Origin of the sequence: Nostoc sp. DedQUE08 (assembly GCF_034530895.1) — a bacterium.
Lineage (GTDB): Bacteria > Cyanobacteriota > Cyanobacteriia > Cyanobacteriales > Nostocaceae > Nostoc.
Genome location: NZ_JAVRCD010000014.1, coordinates 1 through 16,544 on the forward strand (window position 1 = coordinate 1; position 16,544 = coordinate 16,544).

Consider the following 16,544-nt stretch of genomic DNA (forward strand, 5'->3'; position numbering starts at 1 on the left):
GTGGATGAACGAGTCTTTGATGTGGATTCATCCAGTTCAAAGGTGGATGAACGAGATTCTAATACCAATTTGAAAAAAGAATGCGACAGATACATACGGACATACCTTTGTTCTGTCTGGCTTTCTTAATTTTGAATTTTGAATTTTGAATTGATATAACTCTCCTTCATCCCCAATCCCCAATCCCTAATTCTCACTCACTGAGACAACCGCCAAATCTTAATAGTGTTATCTTCACTACCGCTAACAAGGGTTTTGCCATCGGGAGTGAAGGTAACAAATGTAACGGTGTTGGTGTGCCCTGCTAATGTGAGAATTTCTTCTCCTGTAGCTGTATTCCACAGTTTGATAGTGCGATCGCGGCTAGCACTAGCAACAATTTTACCATCGGGACTGAAGGCTACGGATGTGACAGTATTGCTATGTCCGGCTAAGGTGCGAAGTTCTCTTCCCGTAGCTAAATTCCAAAGTTTAATGGTGCGATCGCGGCTAGCACTGGCTAAAGTTTTACCATTTGGGCTAATAGCCACAGTTGTCACTGTTTGAGAATTTCCTTCTAGTGTGCGGATTGGGTATCCCTTTGCTAGATTCCAGATTTTGATCGTCTTGTCAAAACTGCCACTGGCCAGAATCACACCATTAGGACTAATAGCCACTGACCGCACCCAAAATGTATGCCCTGCTAGTGCCCGAATTTGCTCTCCTGTTGCCAAATCCCAGATTTTAATCGTGTTGTCATCACTAGCACTAACTAAAGTCTCGCTATCAGCACTGATGGCTAGGGCATGAACTGAGTCAGAATGCCCTATAAGAGTGCGAATTTGTTTTCGCGTTGCCAAATTCCAGATTTTAATCGTGTTGTCATCACTAGCACTAACTAGAAGTTTGCCATCTGGACTAATTACGACGACATTCACCTGCTGAAAATGCCCTTTGAGTGAAGCGATTAGTTTTCCGGTTGCGAGATTCCAAAGTTTGATAGTGCCATCGTCGCCACTGCTGGCTATGGTTTTACCATCAGGACTGATGGCGACAGATAAAACTGAGTTTTCGTGTCCTTGGAGGGTGTTAGCTAAGGAAACTTTACCCAAGCTAATCTGGCTCAAAATCGCATCATTTTTACTAGGACTATTTTGTTGCATCAACCTAGAGACCAAACTGGTTTGAATCTGGCGAAAATTTTTATACCAAGATTCGCTGAATCCAAACAACAGAATGAAAGCACTTACCAAGATTAAAATTCTCAGTAAGGGATAGCTTTTTGGTAAAGCTGGTGCTTTAGTTGGTGGTAATTTCCCAGATGACTTACCCGCAGGTGGCAATGCGAGGAGTTGTTTTGGAGTCAAATCTCTCAGGACTTCTTCGGCTGACTGGTAACGTTCCTGGATATCTTTTTTCAAAAGCTTGTCGATGACAAAATCCAATTCAGGATTTAACGGACTCCGCAAATATTCCCGCCAATTACTTACCCAGGCGTATCCAGATTCCATCCACAACTGAAATGGGGAATTTCCCGTTAGCAGATGAAAGCAGGTAGCCCCCACACCGAACAAGTCGCTGGCGGGGAAAGCTTTCCCATCTCTAATTTGTTCTAGGGGAGAATAGCCATGCGAACCAATGGATGTGCCAGATTTCTGCTGAACTTTGGCGGTAAATTGCTTTGAGGAGCCAAAATCAATCAAACTTAATCGCCCATCATTTTTATTGCGGATAATATTTTCTGGCTTGATGTCTCGGTGAATAATTTTGCGATCGTGGATAAATTTTAGGATGGGTAGTAAATCTAACAAAATAGATTGAATGTCTCTAGCGTTATAAGCCTTGCGCTGTTGCAACTCCTTTAACAAATTATCTCCATTAATAAACTGCTGCACCAAATATAGGCAGCCGTCTTGCTCAAAATAAGCTATCAAAGTCGGAATTTGAGGATGTTCCCCAAGGTCTTGTAGTCGCTGCGCTTCTTCGGCGAACAACTCCATCGCCTTTTTTTGCGACCAAGTTCCTTGGAATTTTGGAGCTAATTGCTTGATAACACAGCGTTCATTGAGTTTATCTACGTCTTCTGATAGATAGGTTCTGCCAAATCCCCCCTCATCTGAAAGGACTCGGATCACACGAAAGCGATTTCTTAAAAGTGACACCAGCGGGGTGCTACAACTTTGGCAAAACTTCTTTCCATTGGGATTCAGGGGATTTGAGCAATCGGGATTTAAGCAGCAGATCATGATCTGACAGGCGCGACTGCATGACAACTTAGGCTAAGTTTGTCCCGAACTTTCCCTTAAGATAATTGACTCTCGCTTACTTGTGGTAGATAAACCCTGTTCTGGGGATTGGGGAATTACTTATATAGTTAGCTTTTGTAAATAGTAGTCAGTCTTCCTCATCTGTGGAAAACTACGAGAGCCATAAGATTAATTATTCTATCGATTATATAATAATCTGAATAAAAATATTTTTTTGAACTTTTAAACCTAGTAATTTTGCTTGTATCTTGGCAAGCGACAACTGACTAAGTATTGAATATAAACCCCGATTAATGAATCATTACTGACTATCAAATATAGTTAAAATGCTTACTAAATTTGTTTTAGCTATTTTCAATTGCCCATAATTAATTATTCATTTGATACTTCAGCTAAAAAGGCTGCAACTTACAGCAAATTTCAAGTCGATGCGATACACAAGCTAAGTCTGTTACCCAGGTATAAAGCATGTTTTACTCCTGAATTCTGAATTCTGCTGTATGTTATCTTGTTTCCTTGAATCTTGCTCTCCATTTCCGAATGGCATTAGCAGTTCTAGCTACAGGTGGCATGTATACATCATAATTTTCGTGTTGTATAATTTCATGCTGTGTAATTTTGTTTTGTGTAATTTCGTGTTGTGTAATTTCGTGTTGTGTAATACTTTTATTATTTAATTTTTGGGTAGTTAAACAGTTAGCCAAAGTAGGCAAATAACTTTCACTACTTAAAGCTTTCATCACTTCATCGGCAGTCTTAAACCGCTCCTCTAAAGTAATTTTCACCATTTTTCCTAAAATCTGGGCGAAACTGTTGCTGATATTTACCTGTTTTTGCCAAGATATTTCACCAGTTTTTGGGTCGTAGTCCAATTCTAAAGGACTTTTAGCAGTCAACATAAAAATGCAAGTTACACCCAGTGCATAAATATCACTGGCATAAACTGGACGTAAAGAAAACTGTTCTGGTGGTGCAAATCCCCTAGTACCGATAAAGTTGGTATTGACAGCTTGATTGATTGAGTTTTCACAAACATCAACTAATTTCTCTTTCACCGCACCAAAATCAATCAGCACTATGCGTCCATCATATTCACACCGCAATAAATTCTGAGGCTTAATATCCCGATGAATTACATGATGTTTATGAAGATACTGTAAGACAGGTAATAATTCCTGTAAGAACTGCTTAACTGAGGATTCACTTTTGGGCCCAGTTTGCCGCACTTCTCGCGCCAAAGTCAAACCTGGCACATATTCTTGAATTAAAAAAAACTCCCCATTTGCCTGAAAGTAGTCTAATAACATGGGAATTTGCGAATGACTACCGAGTTGTCCCAAAATTCTTGCTTCTTTTTCAAAGCGCATACATGCCCTTTGCCAACTTTGGGGACTAGTCACTTTTGGACAAAGCTGTTTAATAACACACAGTGGCTTTCCAGGTAATACGGCATTTTTGGCTAAAAATGTTACGCCAAAACCACCTCTACCTAAAATTTGCAGTATTTCATAGCGATCGCGAAATAGCCGTTTGGAACCACACATCTGACTCAACTGAGTTGGTTGTGAAATGCTCTCTTGATAATTCGTTGTTTTTTGAGGAAAACGATTCATTAGTATAAAGTATCTGCTTTTAAATGTTTCTAATTCTATGACAATTCTTTATTGGCAACAGTAAGATTACTGAATCTTTGTCAAATCCTCATTACTCTTCAAAAAGTAAAAATAAATTTTTGTAGAACTAGTCCTTTCACGGATGTGTGACGAGCTAATTTGTAGTTTTGTAAAGGTGAAAGTCTGTTGCGTGGGTATTTATAAAAATTTTGTATGAAGATACACATAATAAAACCCCTCTAGTTTAACAAAAGGGGGACGGCGTAGCCGGGGATAAAAATATGTAGTTTTACACTTAGTACATTTCTATAAATGTAAGGACTTGCATTCTTACGTTCGCAAAGCGTCCCGCAGGGATGGGATGTTTTTTTGAATATACAGCAGATTTCAAACTCGTTAGGTACACAACGATTCGTCTGTTACCCAGGTATAAAGCGTATTTACTTTTGAATTCTGCTGTAAGTCCCTAAGCTGGTGGAGTTTGTGAAGAGAAAATATCTGTGAGATTCTCCTCAACCAGCAAATCTGCTGTTTGCATAATAAATGGGAGTTCAGCTCCCATAAGACCTCTTTGGATGCGTTCTAAAGTCTCACTAAAAACGATAAACAGAGGATATACGGTATTAGCTCCCTCACTCAAAATATGACTGTGACGCAGAGGCATCAACCACTCATAATCATTGTCTAGATAAACTTGGGTTTGTCGCCAACGTCCTAACAAATCAGAAAAGTCTTCGTCAGCGCGATGAATAAAGACTAAAATTTCTGCACCAGTTTTGATTTTCCACTCTGGATCGCACATCAAAATTGCGACATCACAGGGTAAGCAAATCGTTTTTAAGGCTGTTGTAGCAGGATTGCGAAGCCGAACAATTGGCAAGGGTATAGTAATGACACTTTCATCAGGACGGCGCAGACTGGGAATCATCTCCAAGTATGGCCGATATTGCTTTAGTAAGGCGATCGCAGCTAGATGATTGCTGTACTCAGCCAAACTCGCTTCGTACTGAGATTTTTGCACAGTCATAGTTTATTAAATAATGAGGAGTGAGGAGTTAGGAGTTAAGAATAAAATTAATTAGTGATAAGCTAAAAGTTAGGAATAAAAAATTTTAATTCCTAACTCATAACTTCTAACTCTTAACTATTAATCCTTTATCCCAGCTTTTCAAATACTGCAAACATAGGCAGATACATCGCTAGCAAAATGGTTCCCACCATTCCCCCTAGAACCACAATCATCACCGGTTCCAAAATACTGGTCATTGCTTTTACTGCTTGCTCGACTTCATCTTCATAGAAATCGGCAACTTTCATCAACATTCCATCTAATTCTCCAGTTTCTTCTCCGATACTAATCATCTGAATTGCCATAGCCGGAAAAACGGCATCTTTTTGTAAAGCAATGCTAATCATGCCTCCTTGTTGAATCTCCATCCGGGCAGCGTCTATGGCATTAGCAATCACTTGGTTTCCTGATGTGTCTCGGACAATTTCTAAGCAAGTTAAAATTGGTACACCTGAACGAGTCAAAGAACCAAAAGTCCGGCTAAAGCGGGCAACTGAAGATTTTTGAATTAAATCACCAAACAATGGCATCTTCAAGGAAAAACGATCGATTGTGATGCGACCAACAGGAGTTTTAGAGTATTGTGTAAAGGCAAATTTAAGTCCGATAAGAGCAGCAAGAAGAACTAAAGCACCCGGACTTCTCAGAAATTTACTCGCATCCATCAAGAATTGCGTTAGAGGTGGTAATGTGATTCCAAGTTGTACAAAAATTGTGGCGAAAATTGGAATAAGAAAAATAGTCATACCAAGAAAGATAGCAACTGCGATAAAACCCACAACCGTTGGATAAGACAGTGCTGATTTAATTTGGTTTTGTAATCGGGCAACATCTTCTAACAACTTGGCTAAACGATTTAATACTTCGTCTAGTACACCGCCAACTTCGCCAGCTTGAATCATACTCACGTATAATCCATCAAAACAGTCAGGATGCTTCCGCATTGCCTCTGAAAGATTCATTCCGCTTTGAACATCGGTGCTAATGTCTACAAGGGCTTGTTTCAATTTAGTATTACTACACTGTTCGGAAAGTACCCCCAAACTTCTAACGATCGCAACTCCCGCATTCATCAAAACGGCAAATTGACGCGAAAAAACGGCTTTGTCTTTCACAGAAACCTTAACTAAGGAATTCTGGAAATTTTTCAAGGCAACATCTGGCTGAAATCCTTGAGATTGCTTGAGTTCTTGGATTACAAAACCTTGATCTCTAAGATTAGTACGAGCTTGTACCAAGGATTCAGCAACAATTTTTTCTGTTCGAGATTTCCCTTGCGAATCCCGAACACGGGCAACGAAGTTTGGCATAAAATAAATTCAAAATAGTTGTTATTAATTGGGCATGAGATAATTTTATTTTTGATTTTGGATTGAGGATTTTGGATTAAATTTCAATCTAAAATCCAAAATCTAAAATCTAAAATTATTACTCCCCAGTTCCTTTAATGTGCTTTGGCTGCCGCACCAGGTTTCGCACCTGCTGCCTGCGGTGGTACAGAAGTACCGATGAGACGTTGAATTTCATCTGGCTTAGAAGTCTTAGACATCGCCGCTTCAAAAGAAATCGTTCCGGCTTTGTAAAAATCGGCTAAAACCTTCTCTAGAGTTTGCATTCCCAATTTGCCGCCAGTTTGAATTGCTGAGTAAATTTGAGATGTTTTGCCTTCTCGAATCAAGTTGGAAATAGCAGGAGTGACAATCAGAATTTCTTGAGCCATTACCCGACCATACTCACCAGGTTTAGGGCTTTTCTTGGACACTAAGGTTTGGCTAAATACCGCCACTAACGAGTTAGACAGTTGCACCCGCACCTGGGTTTGTCTTTCATGGGGGAAAACGTCAATAATCCGGTCAACCGTTTGTGCAGCGGAACTGGTGTGTAGTGTACCAAATACCAAGTGTCCTGTTTCTGCTGCGGAAATCGCCAAAGAAATTGTTTCTAAATCGCGCATTTCCCCTACCAGAACAATGTCTGGATCTTCCCGCAAAGCTGCTTTCAAAGCATTAGCAAAGCTTTTAGTATCTTCACCTAATTGCCGTTGGTGAACCAAACTTTTAATTGGTTCGTAGACAAATTCAATTGGATCTTCTACCGTCAAAATATGCTCTGCCTTGGTGCGGTTAATCAAGTCAATCATTGCCGCTAGGGTTGTTGTCTTGCCTGAACCTGTAGGGCCTGTCACTAGAATTAGTCCTCTGGGCTTATCTGTCATTTCCCGCACGATATCTGGCAAACCTAACTTTTCAAAGTTAGGAATCTTAGAACTTAATGCTCGTAAGCAAGCAGCATAAGAACCACGTTCTTTATAAACATTGACTCGAAAGCGAGCTAAACCTTTTACACCATAAGAACAATCCAACTCCCAGTTCTGCTCTAAGGTTTTACGCTGGGTGTTGTTGAGCATACTAAAAATTAGCCTTTGACATTGATCTGCTGTTAATACATGCTCACCTATGGGCGTAAGTTTGCCACTGATGCGGAAGTAAGGAGGCAAACCTGCGGATAAGTGCATATCCGAGCCACCCAATTCAATCAACTGCTCCATCAAATCTTCAATCATCATTTCCATAGTTCTGCTTCCTTTTAATGTTTTTTATTTGTCATTTGTCTTTTGTCCGTTGTCATTTGTCCTTTGTCCTTTGTTATTTGTCAGTTGTTTAAAGTTATTAAGCATTCACCAATGACCAATGACTAATGACTAATGACCAATGACCAATGACTAATGACTAATGACTATTCTTAAAACCGAGCTGTCATACAGTAAGGACAATCCAGCCATTCTTGTTTCAATGTGGCATCACAACTTCGGCAGGTAAGACCTGTCTTACGTTTGGCTTTTAACTCTGCTTCCAAGCCAGTATCAGTAAACGTCACTCGTTCTACTTCTTCTAGAGTGGTGGAACCTTCACGCACTAAGTCCAAACTGTAAGCCAGCAAGGTTTTCATGCCCTCTTCTATTGCCACTTCCTTGATGCGTTCGGTGGGTGCATCTTCGTTGATCAGAGTTTGCAGGTTTTCGGTGACTCGCATGACTTCATAAACACCACAACGCCCTTTGTAGCCGACACCATTACATTTTGGGCAAAGGTGATTTTTGGCTTTGGCATCTGCGATCGCATCTAATGTCAAGGTGTTAGCTTTATAGAAGGTGACTCCGACATCAGAGGAAGCTGATAGACCATAACGAGCTAGTTCCTCGGTTGTGGGAGTGTAGGGGACACGACATTCAGAACATACACGCCGCACCAAACGTTGAGCTAAAACGCCAATTAGGGAACTAGAAACCATGAAAGGCTCAATCCCCATTTCTCCCAAACGAGCGATCGCTCCTGGGGCATCATTGGTATGTAAGGTAGTTAATACTAAGTGACCTGTCAAGGCAGCTTCAATCGCTGTTTTTGCCGTTTCCTTATCCCGCGTTTCACCCACCAGTAGCACATCTGGATCTTGCCGCAAGAAAGCCCGTAGAGCGGTAGCAAAATCTAGCCCTTTTTCCCGAATCACCTGTACTTGAGTAATCCCTGGAAGGCTATACTCAATTGGGTCTTCTACTGTACTGATATTAATACCGGGATCGTTCTTTTCTGAAAGTGCAGAATACAGCGAAGTTGTTTTTCCCGAACCAGTTGGCCCAGTTACCAAAATTAACCCAAACGGACGGCTAACCATATCCTTGACAATATTCAAAGTCTCTGGATCGGTAATTAACTTATCTAATCCCAGTTGGGTGGAGGAGTTATCCAAAATCCGCAGTACCACCTTTTCCCCGTAGCGACTGGGTAAGGTATTCACCCGGAAGTCCACCTTACGTCCCTCAAACAGCCGTCGGATGCGTCCATCTTGAGGTAGACGGCGTTCAGCAATGTCTAGATTGGAGATGATTTTAAATCGGGCTGTCACCGCCGGGATGATTTTTTTCGGCATTGAGGGGAAAGCTTCACGCAGTACACCATCTTTCCGAAAGCGGATGCGTAGGTTTTCTTCTTGCGGTTCGATATGAATGTCAGAAACGCCCTCATGTAAGGCTTTAGCTAGGATTCTATTAACTAAGTTGATAACTGGGGCATCCTCTGCACCCTTCATCGCTGCTCCTAGATCGGCCTCCATTTCTTCAGGAGCATCCGAAATATCAAGATTTCCGAGATTTTCTAAATCTTGACTAATATCTGTAGAGTTTTCTCGTTCCAGGTGCTTCTGCTTAACAGCCATTTCATCCAAATATTGGTTGATTAGCTGTTGGTAATCTTCCTGGGTAATCACCATGCGCTGTAAAGCCAAGCCTTGGGGGCGCAAGATGCGGTTCAGGTCATCAGAAGCCTCTAGATTATCTGGAGCAACCATCGCCACTAAAACTGAGGGCGGGGTTTGGTCTTCGTGTTTTGACAGTGGTACTAAGCGATGGCGACGGCAGATATCCACTGGGATGAGGGTTTCAATCAGGTTCCCCATCATCGTGTTGCCAACGGAATTGACTTCTGGATCGAGGAATTCAACTCCGTATAATATTTTCAGTTCAAATAGCTGCTGTTTTTTGTATTGCCTGAGCAACTCAGGCGATAGTTGTTGCCCAGTGATTGACTCTAATACTTCTGTTAAGGGTCTGCCAGATTTGCGGCTTTCAATTAATGCCTGCCTCATCTGTTCGGTATTGACATAGCCAGATTGCACTAGCTTATTGCCGAAGGGCGAAAACTCTGTTCTGGTAGTTAGAGCGGTACTGCGCCGTTGTGGTGACGAGTAAGTCATAGATGAGCGAATGAGTAGGGGGAACCTCTGCTTAAAGTATTCCCTTAGTGTGAGATAGAATTCTCATTTCCCAAAAAAGTCCTGAGTCACGTCGCTTTGCTTTGAATTCAAAATTCAAAATTAAATATATTTTCAAATAACATAAGGGGCAAGTCGCATTCAGCGCTACTATTGCAAACTACTCGTTCGGGTTCCCGCCTTAATAGCGTCTGGGCTAACGTGTTCACCATTTGTCACAATAAGAGGACGGTTACATCACTTCCAGGAAATTGTTGGCAATAAAATCAGCCTCAGTGGCATGTCGTGGATGACGACGGTTGCAAGCTGTGGAGATACACTGCCATAAATAGGATCTGGAATGAATAGACAATGATCGATGAAAATAAACAGATAAACAATACAAGCCAGCAATTGGGTGAACCAACAGAGGTAAAGCAAGCAATGAAGAGTGACTTCCCAGCCCAAGTTAATTTCAATGAATCTGGCAGCGAGGTGACAGAGCAAGTGGCGGGCCAAACAAATGTATCGGGGGATACTGCTACCGTCAATTCAGAAAATAGCGTCGCTGCAACTGAGAAAACTGGAGTGGAAACAGCAGCTTTGGCAGAACTGACTCAACAAATCGAGTCCGTCAAAACGCAACTGGAAGAGCGTAGTACTCAATATATGCGGATCGCCGCTGATTTTGAGAATTACCGGAAACGCACTAGCAAAGAAAAAGAAGACCTAGAGTTGCAGGTGAAGCGGAATACGATTTTGGAATTGCTACCAATAGTCGATAATTTTGAGCGGGCGCGATCGCACCTCAAACCGCAATCTGAGGGCGAAATGACCATGCACAAAAGTTACCAAGGTGTTTACAAACAACTAGTAGATAGCTTGAAGCGCTTGGGTGTATCGCCAATGCGTCCCGAAGGTCAAGAATTCGATCCTAACCTGCACGAAGCAGTAATGCGGGAACCTACGGATGAACATCCTGAAGGAACAGTGTTAGAAGAGTTAGTGCGCGGATATTACTTGGGCGATCGCGTGCTACGCCATGCAATGGTCAAAGTAGCTGCTCCCAAGGAAGATACACCTTTTGCACCAGAAGATCAGTCGAGTTCAGCCAGCAGTTAAGCTGTAGTCGCTCGTCTCGCTGACCTCAAGTGCCTGGATTATAGCAAGGACGAGCATCGCGTACCAAAACAAAAACAAGGCTTTGGATAACTCTCTGTGTTTCAACTTCTTTCTTGCTAGCAGCAACAGGGGTTCCACAGATGTTATCCGCTAGCCTTTGTTCTTAGCAAAAAAGTTAGTCCGCGACATATTACAGCAGAAATATTCAGTAAAAATACTGGTAAATATGGGAAAAGTTATTGGGATCGACTTAGGCACTACTAACAGTTGCGTCGCAGTTTTGGAGGGTGGTCAACCACTTGTGATCTCCAATTCTGAAGGTGGACGAACGACTCCAAGTATTGTGGGATTTGGGAAGAGTGGCGATCGTTTGGTTGGTCAATTGGCAAAGCGCCAAGCCGTAACCAATGCTGAAAACACAATTTACAGTATTAAACGATTTATCGGGCGGCGTTGGGAAGATACTGAAGTAGAACGCGATCGCGTCCCCTACAACTGCATCAAAGGTCGAGATGAGACCGTTGATGTCCAAATTCGCTCAAAAAACTATACGCCCCAAGAATTATCCGCGATGATCTTGCAAAAGCTGAAGCAGGATGCAGAAAACTTTTTGGGTGAGGAAGTCACTCAAGCAGTGATCACCGTACCAGCATATTTCACAGATGCCCAAAGACAAGCAACTAAAGATGCTGGCACAATTGCTGGACTAGAAGTTCTGCGAATCATTAATGAACCAACAGCTGCGGCTTTAGCTTTCGGATTGGAAAAGCAAGACCAAGAGCAGCTAATTTTAGTATTTGACTTGGGAGGCGGTACTTTTGACGTATCGATCCTGCAACTTGGGGATGGCGTTTTTGAAGTAAAGGCGACTTGTGGTAACAACCACTTGGGTGGAGACGACTTTGATAATGCGATCGTCCTTTGGATGATGGAACGTTTCCAAGAACAAGAGAAAATCGACCTTTCCAAAGACAAAATGGCACTGCAACGCCTGCGGGAAGCTGCGGAAAAGGCAAAAATTGAACTCTCCAGCATGGTGAATACCTCCATCAACTTGCCCTTTATCACAGCGGATGACACTGGGCCAAAGCATCTGGAGATGGAACTCAGTCGCTCGAAATTTGAAGAACTCGCCGCGAAATTAATTGAAGCGACCATCGAACCACTGATCCAATCGCTTAAAGATGCGGATCTCAAACCAGAAGCCATAGATCGGATTATTTTGGTAGGTGGTTCTACCCGTATTCCGGCAGTCCAAAACGCGCTAATTAAGTTTTTTAACGGCAAAGCTCCCGATCGCTCCATCAACCCTGACGAAGCCGTAGCATTGGGAGCAGCTATTCAAGCAGGTGTGTTGGGTGGCGAAGTCGATAATCTCTTACTACTGGATGTCACCCCTCTGTCCTTGGGAATTGAAACTTTAGGTGAAGTGTTCACCAAAATCATTGAACGCAACACTACAATTCCTACAAGTCGGTCACAAGTTTTTTCCACCGCCGTTGATGGGCAAACCTCAGTGGAAATTCACATCCTCCAAGGTGAACGAGCGATGTCACGAGATAACAAGAGTCTCGGCAAGTTTTTGCTAGCAGGAATTCCCCCATCGCCCCGTGGTGTACCGCAAATTGAAGTATCCTTTGAAATCGATGTCAACGGCATCCTCAAGGTTTCTGCTCAAGATAAAGGTACAGGTAGAGAACAGAGTATTAGGATTACCAATACAGGTGGTTTGAGTAGCAACGAAGTCGAACGGATGCGCCAAGAGGCCGAACTGTTTTCCGAAGAAGATAGAAGACGTAAAGAACTGGTTGAACTCAAAAACCAAGCAGATAATTTGTTGTTCAGTTATGAATCTACGATCAAGGATAATAGCAACTTTATCGGCGACCAGATGAAAACCTTGGCTAGTGAAAAAGTTGAACAACTCCAAGCGGCAATGATTGACTCCAGCATTTCCACAGTGGAATTTAAGCAGCGCTTAGACGACTTTCAACAAACCTTGTTTGCAATTGGTGCTGATGTTTACAATCGAGCTAACAGCCAAACCGATCAGATTGAGGAGAGTTCATCTGGTCACTTTCCCTCAGAAGTAGACTCACCAATGAATGGCACCCTAATACCACAATTCAACTTTGATTTTGACGAAGAAAGTACCGCTCAGGCTGATTATGAGGCGATAGATTAGGGATTGGGCATGGGGCATGGGGCATTGGGAAAGAGGAGGCAGAAGGCAGAAGGCAGGAGGCAGAAGTTCAAAAATGTTTGAATTTTGAATTTTGAATTTTGAATTTTGAACTTTGAATTGATTTGTCCCCTTGTCCCCAGTACCCAGTCCCCAATCTCCTAAGTTGCAAATTTTTATTATGATATTTTAATATATCTAAATATTTAGATTTAGCGAAGTTTCACAAGACCCCAGTCCTTTGCTAGATTGTAGAAGCAAATTACTTTGGGCTAGGCAATGTGCAAGTTCAGAGCCACTTCCATTGCATAAGGGTGGTTTTCCACACCTAATGGTGCGGCTAGCCCCTCTGGTTGATGGGCGGGGTTTTCCTCTCCTACGTAGCACAATTGTAAAAGAGACAGCCGACTCGGCAGTGAGAAGTATGAGCAGAGGCTCCCCCTGTTCCTAACTTCTATAGCTTTTGTCGTCTCCCACGAGGAAAGCACCTGTTGCTCAAGATTTGTCGGTGATTTTTGTAAAAGGTAAAGGGTAAAATCAGTTATTAACAAAAATTAATTTTATCTTCTGCCTGCCTTCCGGCAAGCCGCCCTTTAACAGGATAATGTGTTGCTCTTGCATATCTGTAGGCAAAACACTTAATCCATAGGGTAGCAAGTGACCGTGAATGACGTTCTACTGACTTCTGCTTTCTTCCTTCTAACTTTTACCTTTGCTATATGGCCCGCGACTATTATGAAATCCTGGGTGTCTCTCGTGACACTGACAAAGAAGAAATCAAACAAGCCTATCGCCGTTTAGCCCGGAAGTATCACCCAGATGTGAACAAAGAACCGGGGGCGGAGGATCGCTTTAAAGAAATTAACCGCGCTTATGAGGTACTCTCAGAACCCGAAACCCGCGCTCGTTACGATCGCTTTGGTCCAGAGGGTGTATCTGGTGCTGGCGCGGGCTTTCAAGATGTCGGCGATATGGGTGGTTTTGCCGATATCTTTGAAAGCATTTTTAGTGGCTTTGCTGGCGGTATGGGTAATCCCACCCAACAAAGACGCCGCAGTGGGCCTGCGAGGGGTGATGACCTGCGGCTAGACCTGAAGTTAGACTTTCGGGAAGCGATATTTGGCGGTGAAAAAGAAATTCGCATTTCCCATCTAGAAAATTGTGAAGTTTGTAGCGGTTCTGGTGCTAAACCTGGAACCCGCCCTCGGACTTGTTCGACTTGTGGCGGTTCGGCTCAAGTACGGCGTGTGACTAGAACACCCTTTGGCAGTTTCACCCAGGTATCGACTTGTCCCACCTGTAATGGAACAGGGATGGTAATTGAAGATAAGTGTGACGCGTGTGATGGTAAGGGCGCAAATCAAGTCACAAAGAAACTCAAAATAACCATTCCAGCGGGGGTGGATAATGGCACACGTTTGCGGATTTCTAGTGAAGGAGATGCCGGTCAACGTAGTGGCCCTCCTGGGGATTTATACGTTTACTTGTTCGTAAATGAGGACGAGGAATTTCAACGAGATGGGATTAATATTCTCTCGGAAATCAAAGTTAGCTACCTGCAAGCGATTTTAGGTTGTCGGTTAGAGGTAGATACAGTAGATGGGCCGGTAGAACTAATCATTCCAGCTGGAACTCAGCCCAATACAGTGATGAAGTTGGAAAATCGCGGCGTACCCCGCTTGGGTAATCCCGTAAGTCGTGGGGATCATATGCTGAATGTATTAATTGATATTCCCAATAAAATCACCCCAGAGGAGAGGGAACTGCTGGAGAAGCTAGCTAAAATTAAGGGCGATCGCACTGGTAAAGGCGGTCTAGAAGGATTCTTGGGAAATTTATTTAAGTGATGATGCCCTCTTCTGTTTTAACTCCCGATGCTCAACTTGATTTACGCGGCACCCCTTGCCCGATTAATTTCGTGCGGACAAAACTACGTCTGGAGAAAATGCCATTGGGAGGTTTGCTAGAAGTCTGGTTAGACCCTGGTGAGCCGATTGAGCAGGTTCCTGATAGTTTGACAATGGCAGGCTATCAGGTAGAAGAAATTACAGACTGCACTAGTTATTTTTCTCTGTTAGTGCGCCGTCCAGCTGCTAGCCAATGACAGGGGAAAATTTTGACGTAACTGGACAGTTATTGGGTACGGTGGTAGCTGTACAGGCTAATTTTTACCGAGTACAGATGGATCGAGAGGCAGGGGAGCAGAGGAGCAGGGGAGCAGAAGAGAAACTGGATTTAAATGCCTCTTTGCCCTCGCCTCCTCTTTTGCTTTGTACCCGAAGAACACGTCTGAAAAAAATTGGACAACAGGTGATGGTAGGCGATCGCGTTGTGGTAGAAGAGCCAGATTGGGCTGGAGGAAGGGGAGCGATCGCTGAGGTGTTACCCCGTCAAAGTGAATTAGATCGTCCCGCGATCGCCAATGTCAACCAAATCCTTTTGGTATTTGCCGTTGCCGATCCACCTTTGGAACCTTATCAGCTGAGTCGCTTTCTGATTAAGGCTGAGTCTACTGGTTTAGATGTGCTTTTATGCTTGAATAAAAGTGATTTAATTTCAGCGCCAGAACAACAACAAGTTAGCGATCGCCTGCTCGGTTGGGGCTATCAACCAATATTTATCAGCGTTAAAGATGGTATTAATACTGACCAAGCAGCCAAATACCTGAGCAATAAAATTACCGTAATCGCTGGGCCTTCCGGCGTTGGTAAATCCAGCCTGATTAATACGCTGATTGACTCTGCAAAGCTGCGAGTCGGAGAAGTTTCTGGTAAACTGGCTCGTGGTCGTCATACCACTCGCCATATAGAATTATTTGAGTTACCTAGTGGTGGTTTACTGGCAGACACTCCCGGTTTTAATCAGCCGGATATGGATTGTGTACCAGAAGAATTAATTCATTATTTCCCAGAAGCCAGAAAGCGGTTAGCAGTTGCTAGCTGTCGTTTTAGTGATTGTCTGCATCGAGACGAGCCTGAGTGCGTGGTGCGGGGAGACTGGGAACGATACGAACATTATTTAGAATTTTTGGACGCGGCGATCGCTCATCAAACACAGCTACACCAACAAGCCGATCCAGAATCTACCATGAAGTTAAAAAGCAAAAGCAAAGGCAAAGGGCAGAGTCAATACGAACCCAAGCTAGAAAGTAAAAAATATCGGCGAATTTCCCGCAAGACTCAGTTACAAGACTTGCAGGAATTATATCGAGATGAGGAATAAAGTGTGCGATGTCTACGACGGGCTGCGCCTACACATTTCTATCTATAAACAAAATGTTGTATCGATGTTGGTTCCTCCTAGTCGCTCCATTTGTTTAAAATTGAGCGATATTCCCAATTTTTGTCATCCATATCACCTAAATATATACGACAGTGTTTAGGAACAGCATCATACGCTTGGCGCAAATACTGCTTATTTGTCTCATTTGGCTCATGCTTGTATTGTGTTAATTTCTGTCGGCAAATCTCTCCTGTTGTTAGCTGCCCATTGAGTCGTCGGATCTCGTCTTCAACTTCTTTAACAAACTCTTGCTCCTCAACTCTTGACTCTGAAGGGGTGACAAA

Annotated in this window: 12 protein-coding genes; 5 read left to right on the forward strand and 7 right to left on the reverse strand. The window is 42.9% G+C overall.

Annotation, left to right across the window (positions count from 1 at the left end; all coding sequences use genetic code 11):
* Window positions 1-197 precede the first annotated feature (197 nt).
* The 6 genes from RMY64_RS11575 to RMY64_RS11600 form a co-directional block, all read right to left on the reverse strand.
* Window positions 198-2,225 (reverse strand): serine/threonine-protein kinase, encoded by a 2,028-nt coding sequence (locus RMY64_RS11575; RefSeq protein ID WP_322700131.1) that lies wholly within the window; start codon window positions 2,223-2,225, stop codon window positions 198-200.
* Between the two features lie 524 nt (window positions 2,226-2,749).
* Complete coding sequence (locus RMY64_RS11580; protein ID WP_322673109.1) at window positions 2,750-3,859, reverse strand: serine/threonine-protein kinase; 1,110 nt, start codon at window positions 3,857-3,859, stop codon at window positions 2,750-2,752.
* 466 nt (window positions 3,860-4,325) lie between these two features.
* Window positions 4,326-4,886 carry a hypothetical protein gene (locus tag RMY64_RS11585; RefSeq protein WP_322673110.1) on the reverse strand — a complete coding sequence of 187 codons (561 nt, stop codon included), beginning with the start codon at window positions 4,884-4,886 and terminating at the stop codon, window positions 4,326-4,328.
* A gap of 128 nt (window positions 4,887-5,014) precedes the next feature.
* Window positions 5,015-6,238, reverse strand: coding sequence for a type II secretion system F family protein (locus tag RMY64_RS11590; RefSeq protein ID WP_322673111.1), 1,224 nt, complete (start codon window positions 6,236-6,238; stop codon window positions 5,015-5,017).
* A 134-nt stretch (window positions 6,239-6,372) separates the two neighbouring features.
* A complete protein-coding gene (locus RMY64_RS11595; protein ID WP_289797446.1) occupies window positions 6,373-7,500 on the reverse strand; it encodes a type IV pilus twitching motility protein PilT in 1,128 nt (375 codons plus the stop codon).
* Window positions 7,501-7,670: 170 nt separating this feature from the next.
* Window positions 7,671-9,677 carry a GspE/PulE family protein gene (locus tag RMY64_RS11600; protein WP_322673112.1) on the reverse strand — a complete coding sequence of 669 codons (2,007 nt, stop codon included), beginning with the start codon at window positions 9,675-9,677 and terminating at the stop codon, window positions 7,671-7,673.
* Between the two features lie 369 nt (window positions 9,678-10,046).
* Here RMY64_RS11600 and grpE point away from each other — a divergent pair, with 369 nt between their 5' ends.
* Window positions 10,047-10,796, forward strand: coding sequence for a nucleotide exchange factor GrpE (gene grpE / locus RMY64_RS11605; RefSeq protein ID WP_322673113.1), 750 nt, complete (start codon window positions 10,047-10,049; stop codon window positions 10,794-10,796).
* A 226-nt stretch (window positions 10,797-11,022) separates the two neighbouring features.
* Window positions 11,023-12,981, forward strand: a complete 1,959-nt coding sequence (gene dnaK / locus RMY64_RS11610; RefSeq protein ID WP_322682733.1) for a molecular chaperone DnaK — start codon at window positions 11,023-11,025, stop codon at window positions 12,979-12,981.
* Between the two features lie 269 nt (window positions 12,982-13,250).
* On the opposite strand, the gene RMY64_RS11615 is transcribed toward dnaK, so the two are convergent.
* Window positions 13,251-13,529, reverse strand: coding sequence for a hypothetical protein (locus RMY64_RS11615; protein WP_322673115.1), 279 nt, complete (start codon window positions 13,527-13,529; stop codon window positions 13,251-13,253).
* Window positions 13,530-13,697: 168 nt separating this feature from the next.
* On the opposite strand from RMY64_RS11615, the gene dnaJ reads away from it, so the two are divergent.
* The 3 genes from dnaJ to rsgA are packed head-to-tail and all read left to right on the forward strand — an operon-like array spanning window position 13,698 to window position 16,200.
* A complete protein-coding gene (gene dnaJ, locus RMY64_RS11620; RefSeq protein ID WP_322673116.1) occupies window positions 13,698-14,825 on the forward strand; it encodes a molecular chaperone DnaJ in 1,128 nt (375 codons plus the stop codon).
* Window positions 14,825-15,082 (forward strand): sulfurtransferase TusA family protein, encoded by a 258-nt coding sequence (locus tag RMY64_RS11625; RefSeq protein ID WP_322673117.1) that lies wholly within the window; start codon window positions 14,825-14,827, stop codon window positions 15,080-15,082. Before dnaJ ends, RMY64_RS11625 begins: the two co-directional genes overlap by 1 nt.
* On the forward strand, window positions 15,079-16,200 hold the full coding sequence (gene rsgA, locus RMY64_RS11630) for a small ribosomal subunit biogenesis GTPase RsgA (protein WP_322673118.1): 1,122 nt from the start codon (window positions 15,079-15,081) through the stop codon (window positions 16,198-16,200). The genes RMY64_RS11625 and rsgA overlap by 4 nt, the downstream gene beginning before the upstream one ends.
* Window positions 16,201-16,544 lie beyond the last annotated feature (344 nt).

Excerpts from the sequence above, each read along its gene's own strand:
- RMY64_RS11575 (WP_322700131.1), bottom strand. The coding sequence starts at position 2,225 with ATGATCTGCTGCTTAAATCCCGATTGCTCAAATCCCCTGAATCCCAAT.
- RMY64_RS11580 (WP_322673109.1), bottom strand. The coding sequence starts at position 3,859 with ATGAATCGTTTTCCTCAAAAAACAACGAATTATCAAGAGAGCATTTCA.
- RMY64_RS11585 (WP_322673110.1), bottom strand. The coding sequence starts at position 4,886 with ATGACTGTGCAAAAATCTCAGTACGAAGCGAGTTTGGCTGAGTACAGC.
- RMY64_RS11590 (WP_322673111.1), bottom strand. The coding sequence starts at position 6,238 with ATGCCAAACTTCGTTGCCCGTGTTCGGGATTCGCAAGGGAAATCTCGA.
- RMY64_RS11595 (WP_289797446.1), bottom strand. The coding sequence starts at position 7,500 with ATGGAAATGATGATTGAAGATTTGATGGAGCAGTTGATTGAATTGGGT.
- RMY64_RS11600 (WP_322673112.1), bottom strand. The coding sequence starts at position 9,677 with ATGACTTACTCGTCACCACAACGGCGCAGTACCGCTCTAACTACCAGA.
- grpE (WP_322673113.1), top strand. The coding sequence starts at position 10,047 with ATGATCGATGAAAATAAACAGATAAACAATACAAGCCAGCAATTGGGT.
- dnaK (WP_322682733.1), top strand. The coding sequence starts at position 11,023 with ATGGGAAAAGTTATTGGGATCGACTTAGGCACTACTAACAGTTGCGTC.
- dnaJ (WP_322673116.1), top strand. The coding sequence starts at position 13,698 with ATGGCCCGCGACTATTATGAAATCCTGGGTGTCTCTCGTGACACTGAC.
- RMY64_RS11625 (WP_322673117.1), top strand. The coding sequence starts at position 14,825 with ATGATGCCCTCTTCTGTTTTAACTCCCGATGCTCAACTTGATTTACGC.
- rsgA (WP_322673118.1), top strand. The coding sequence starts at position 15,079 with ATGACAGGGGAAAATTTTGACGTAACTGGACAGTTATTGGGTACGGTG.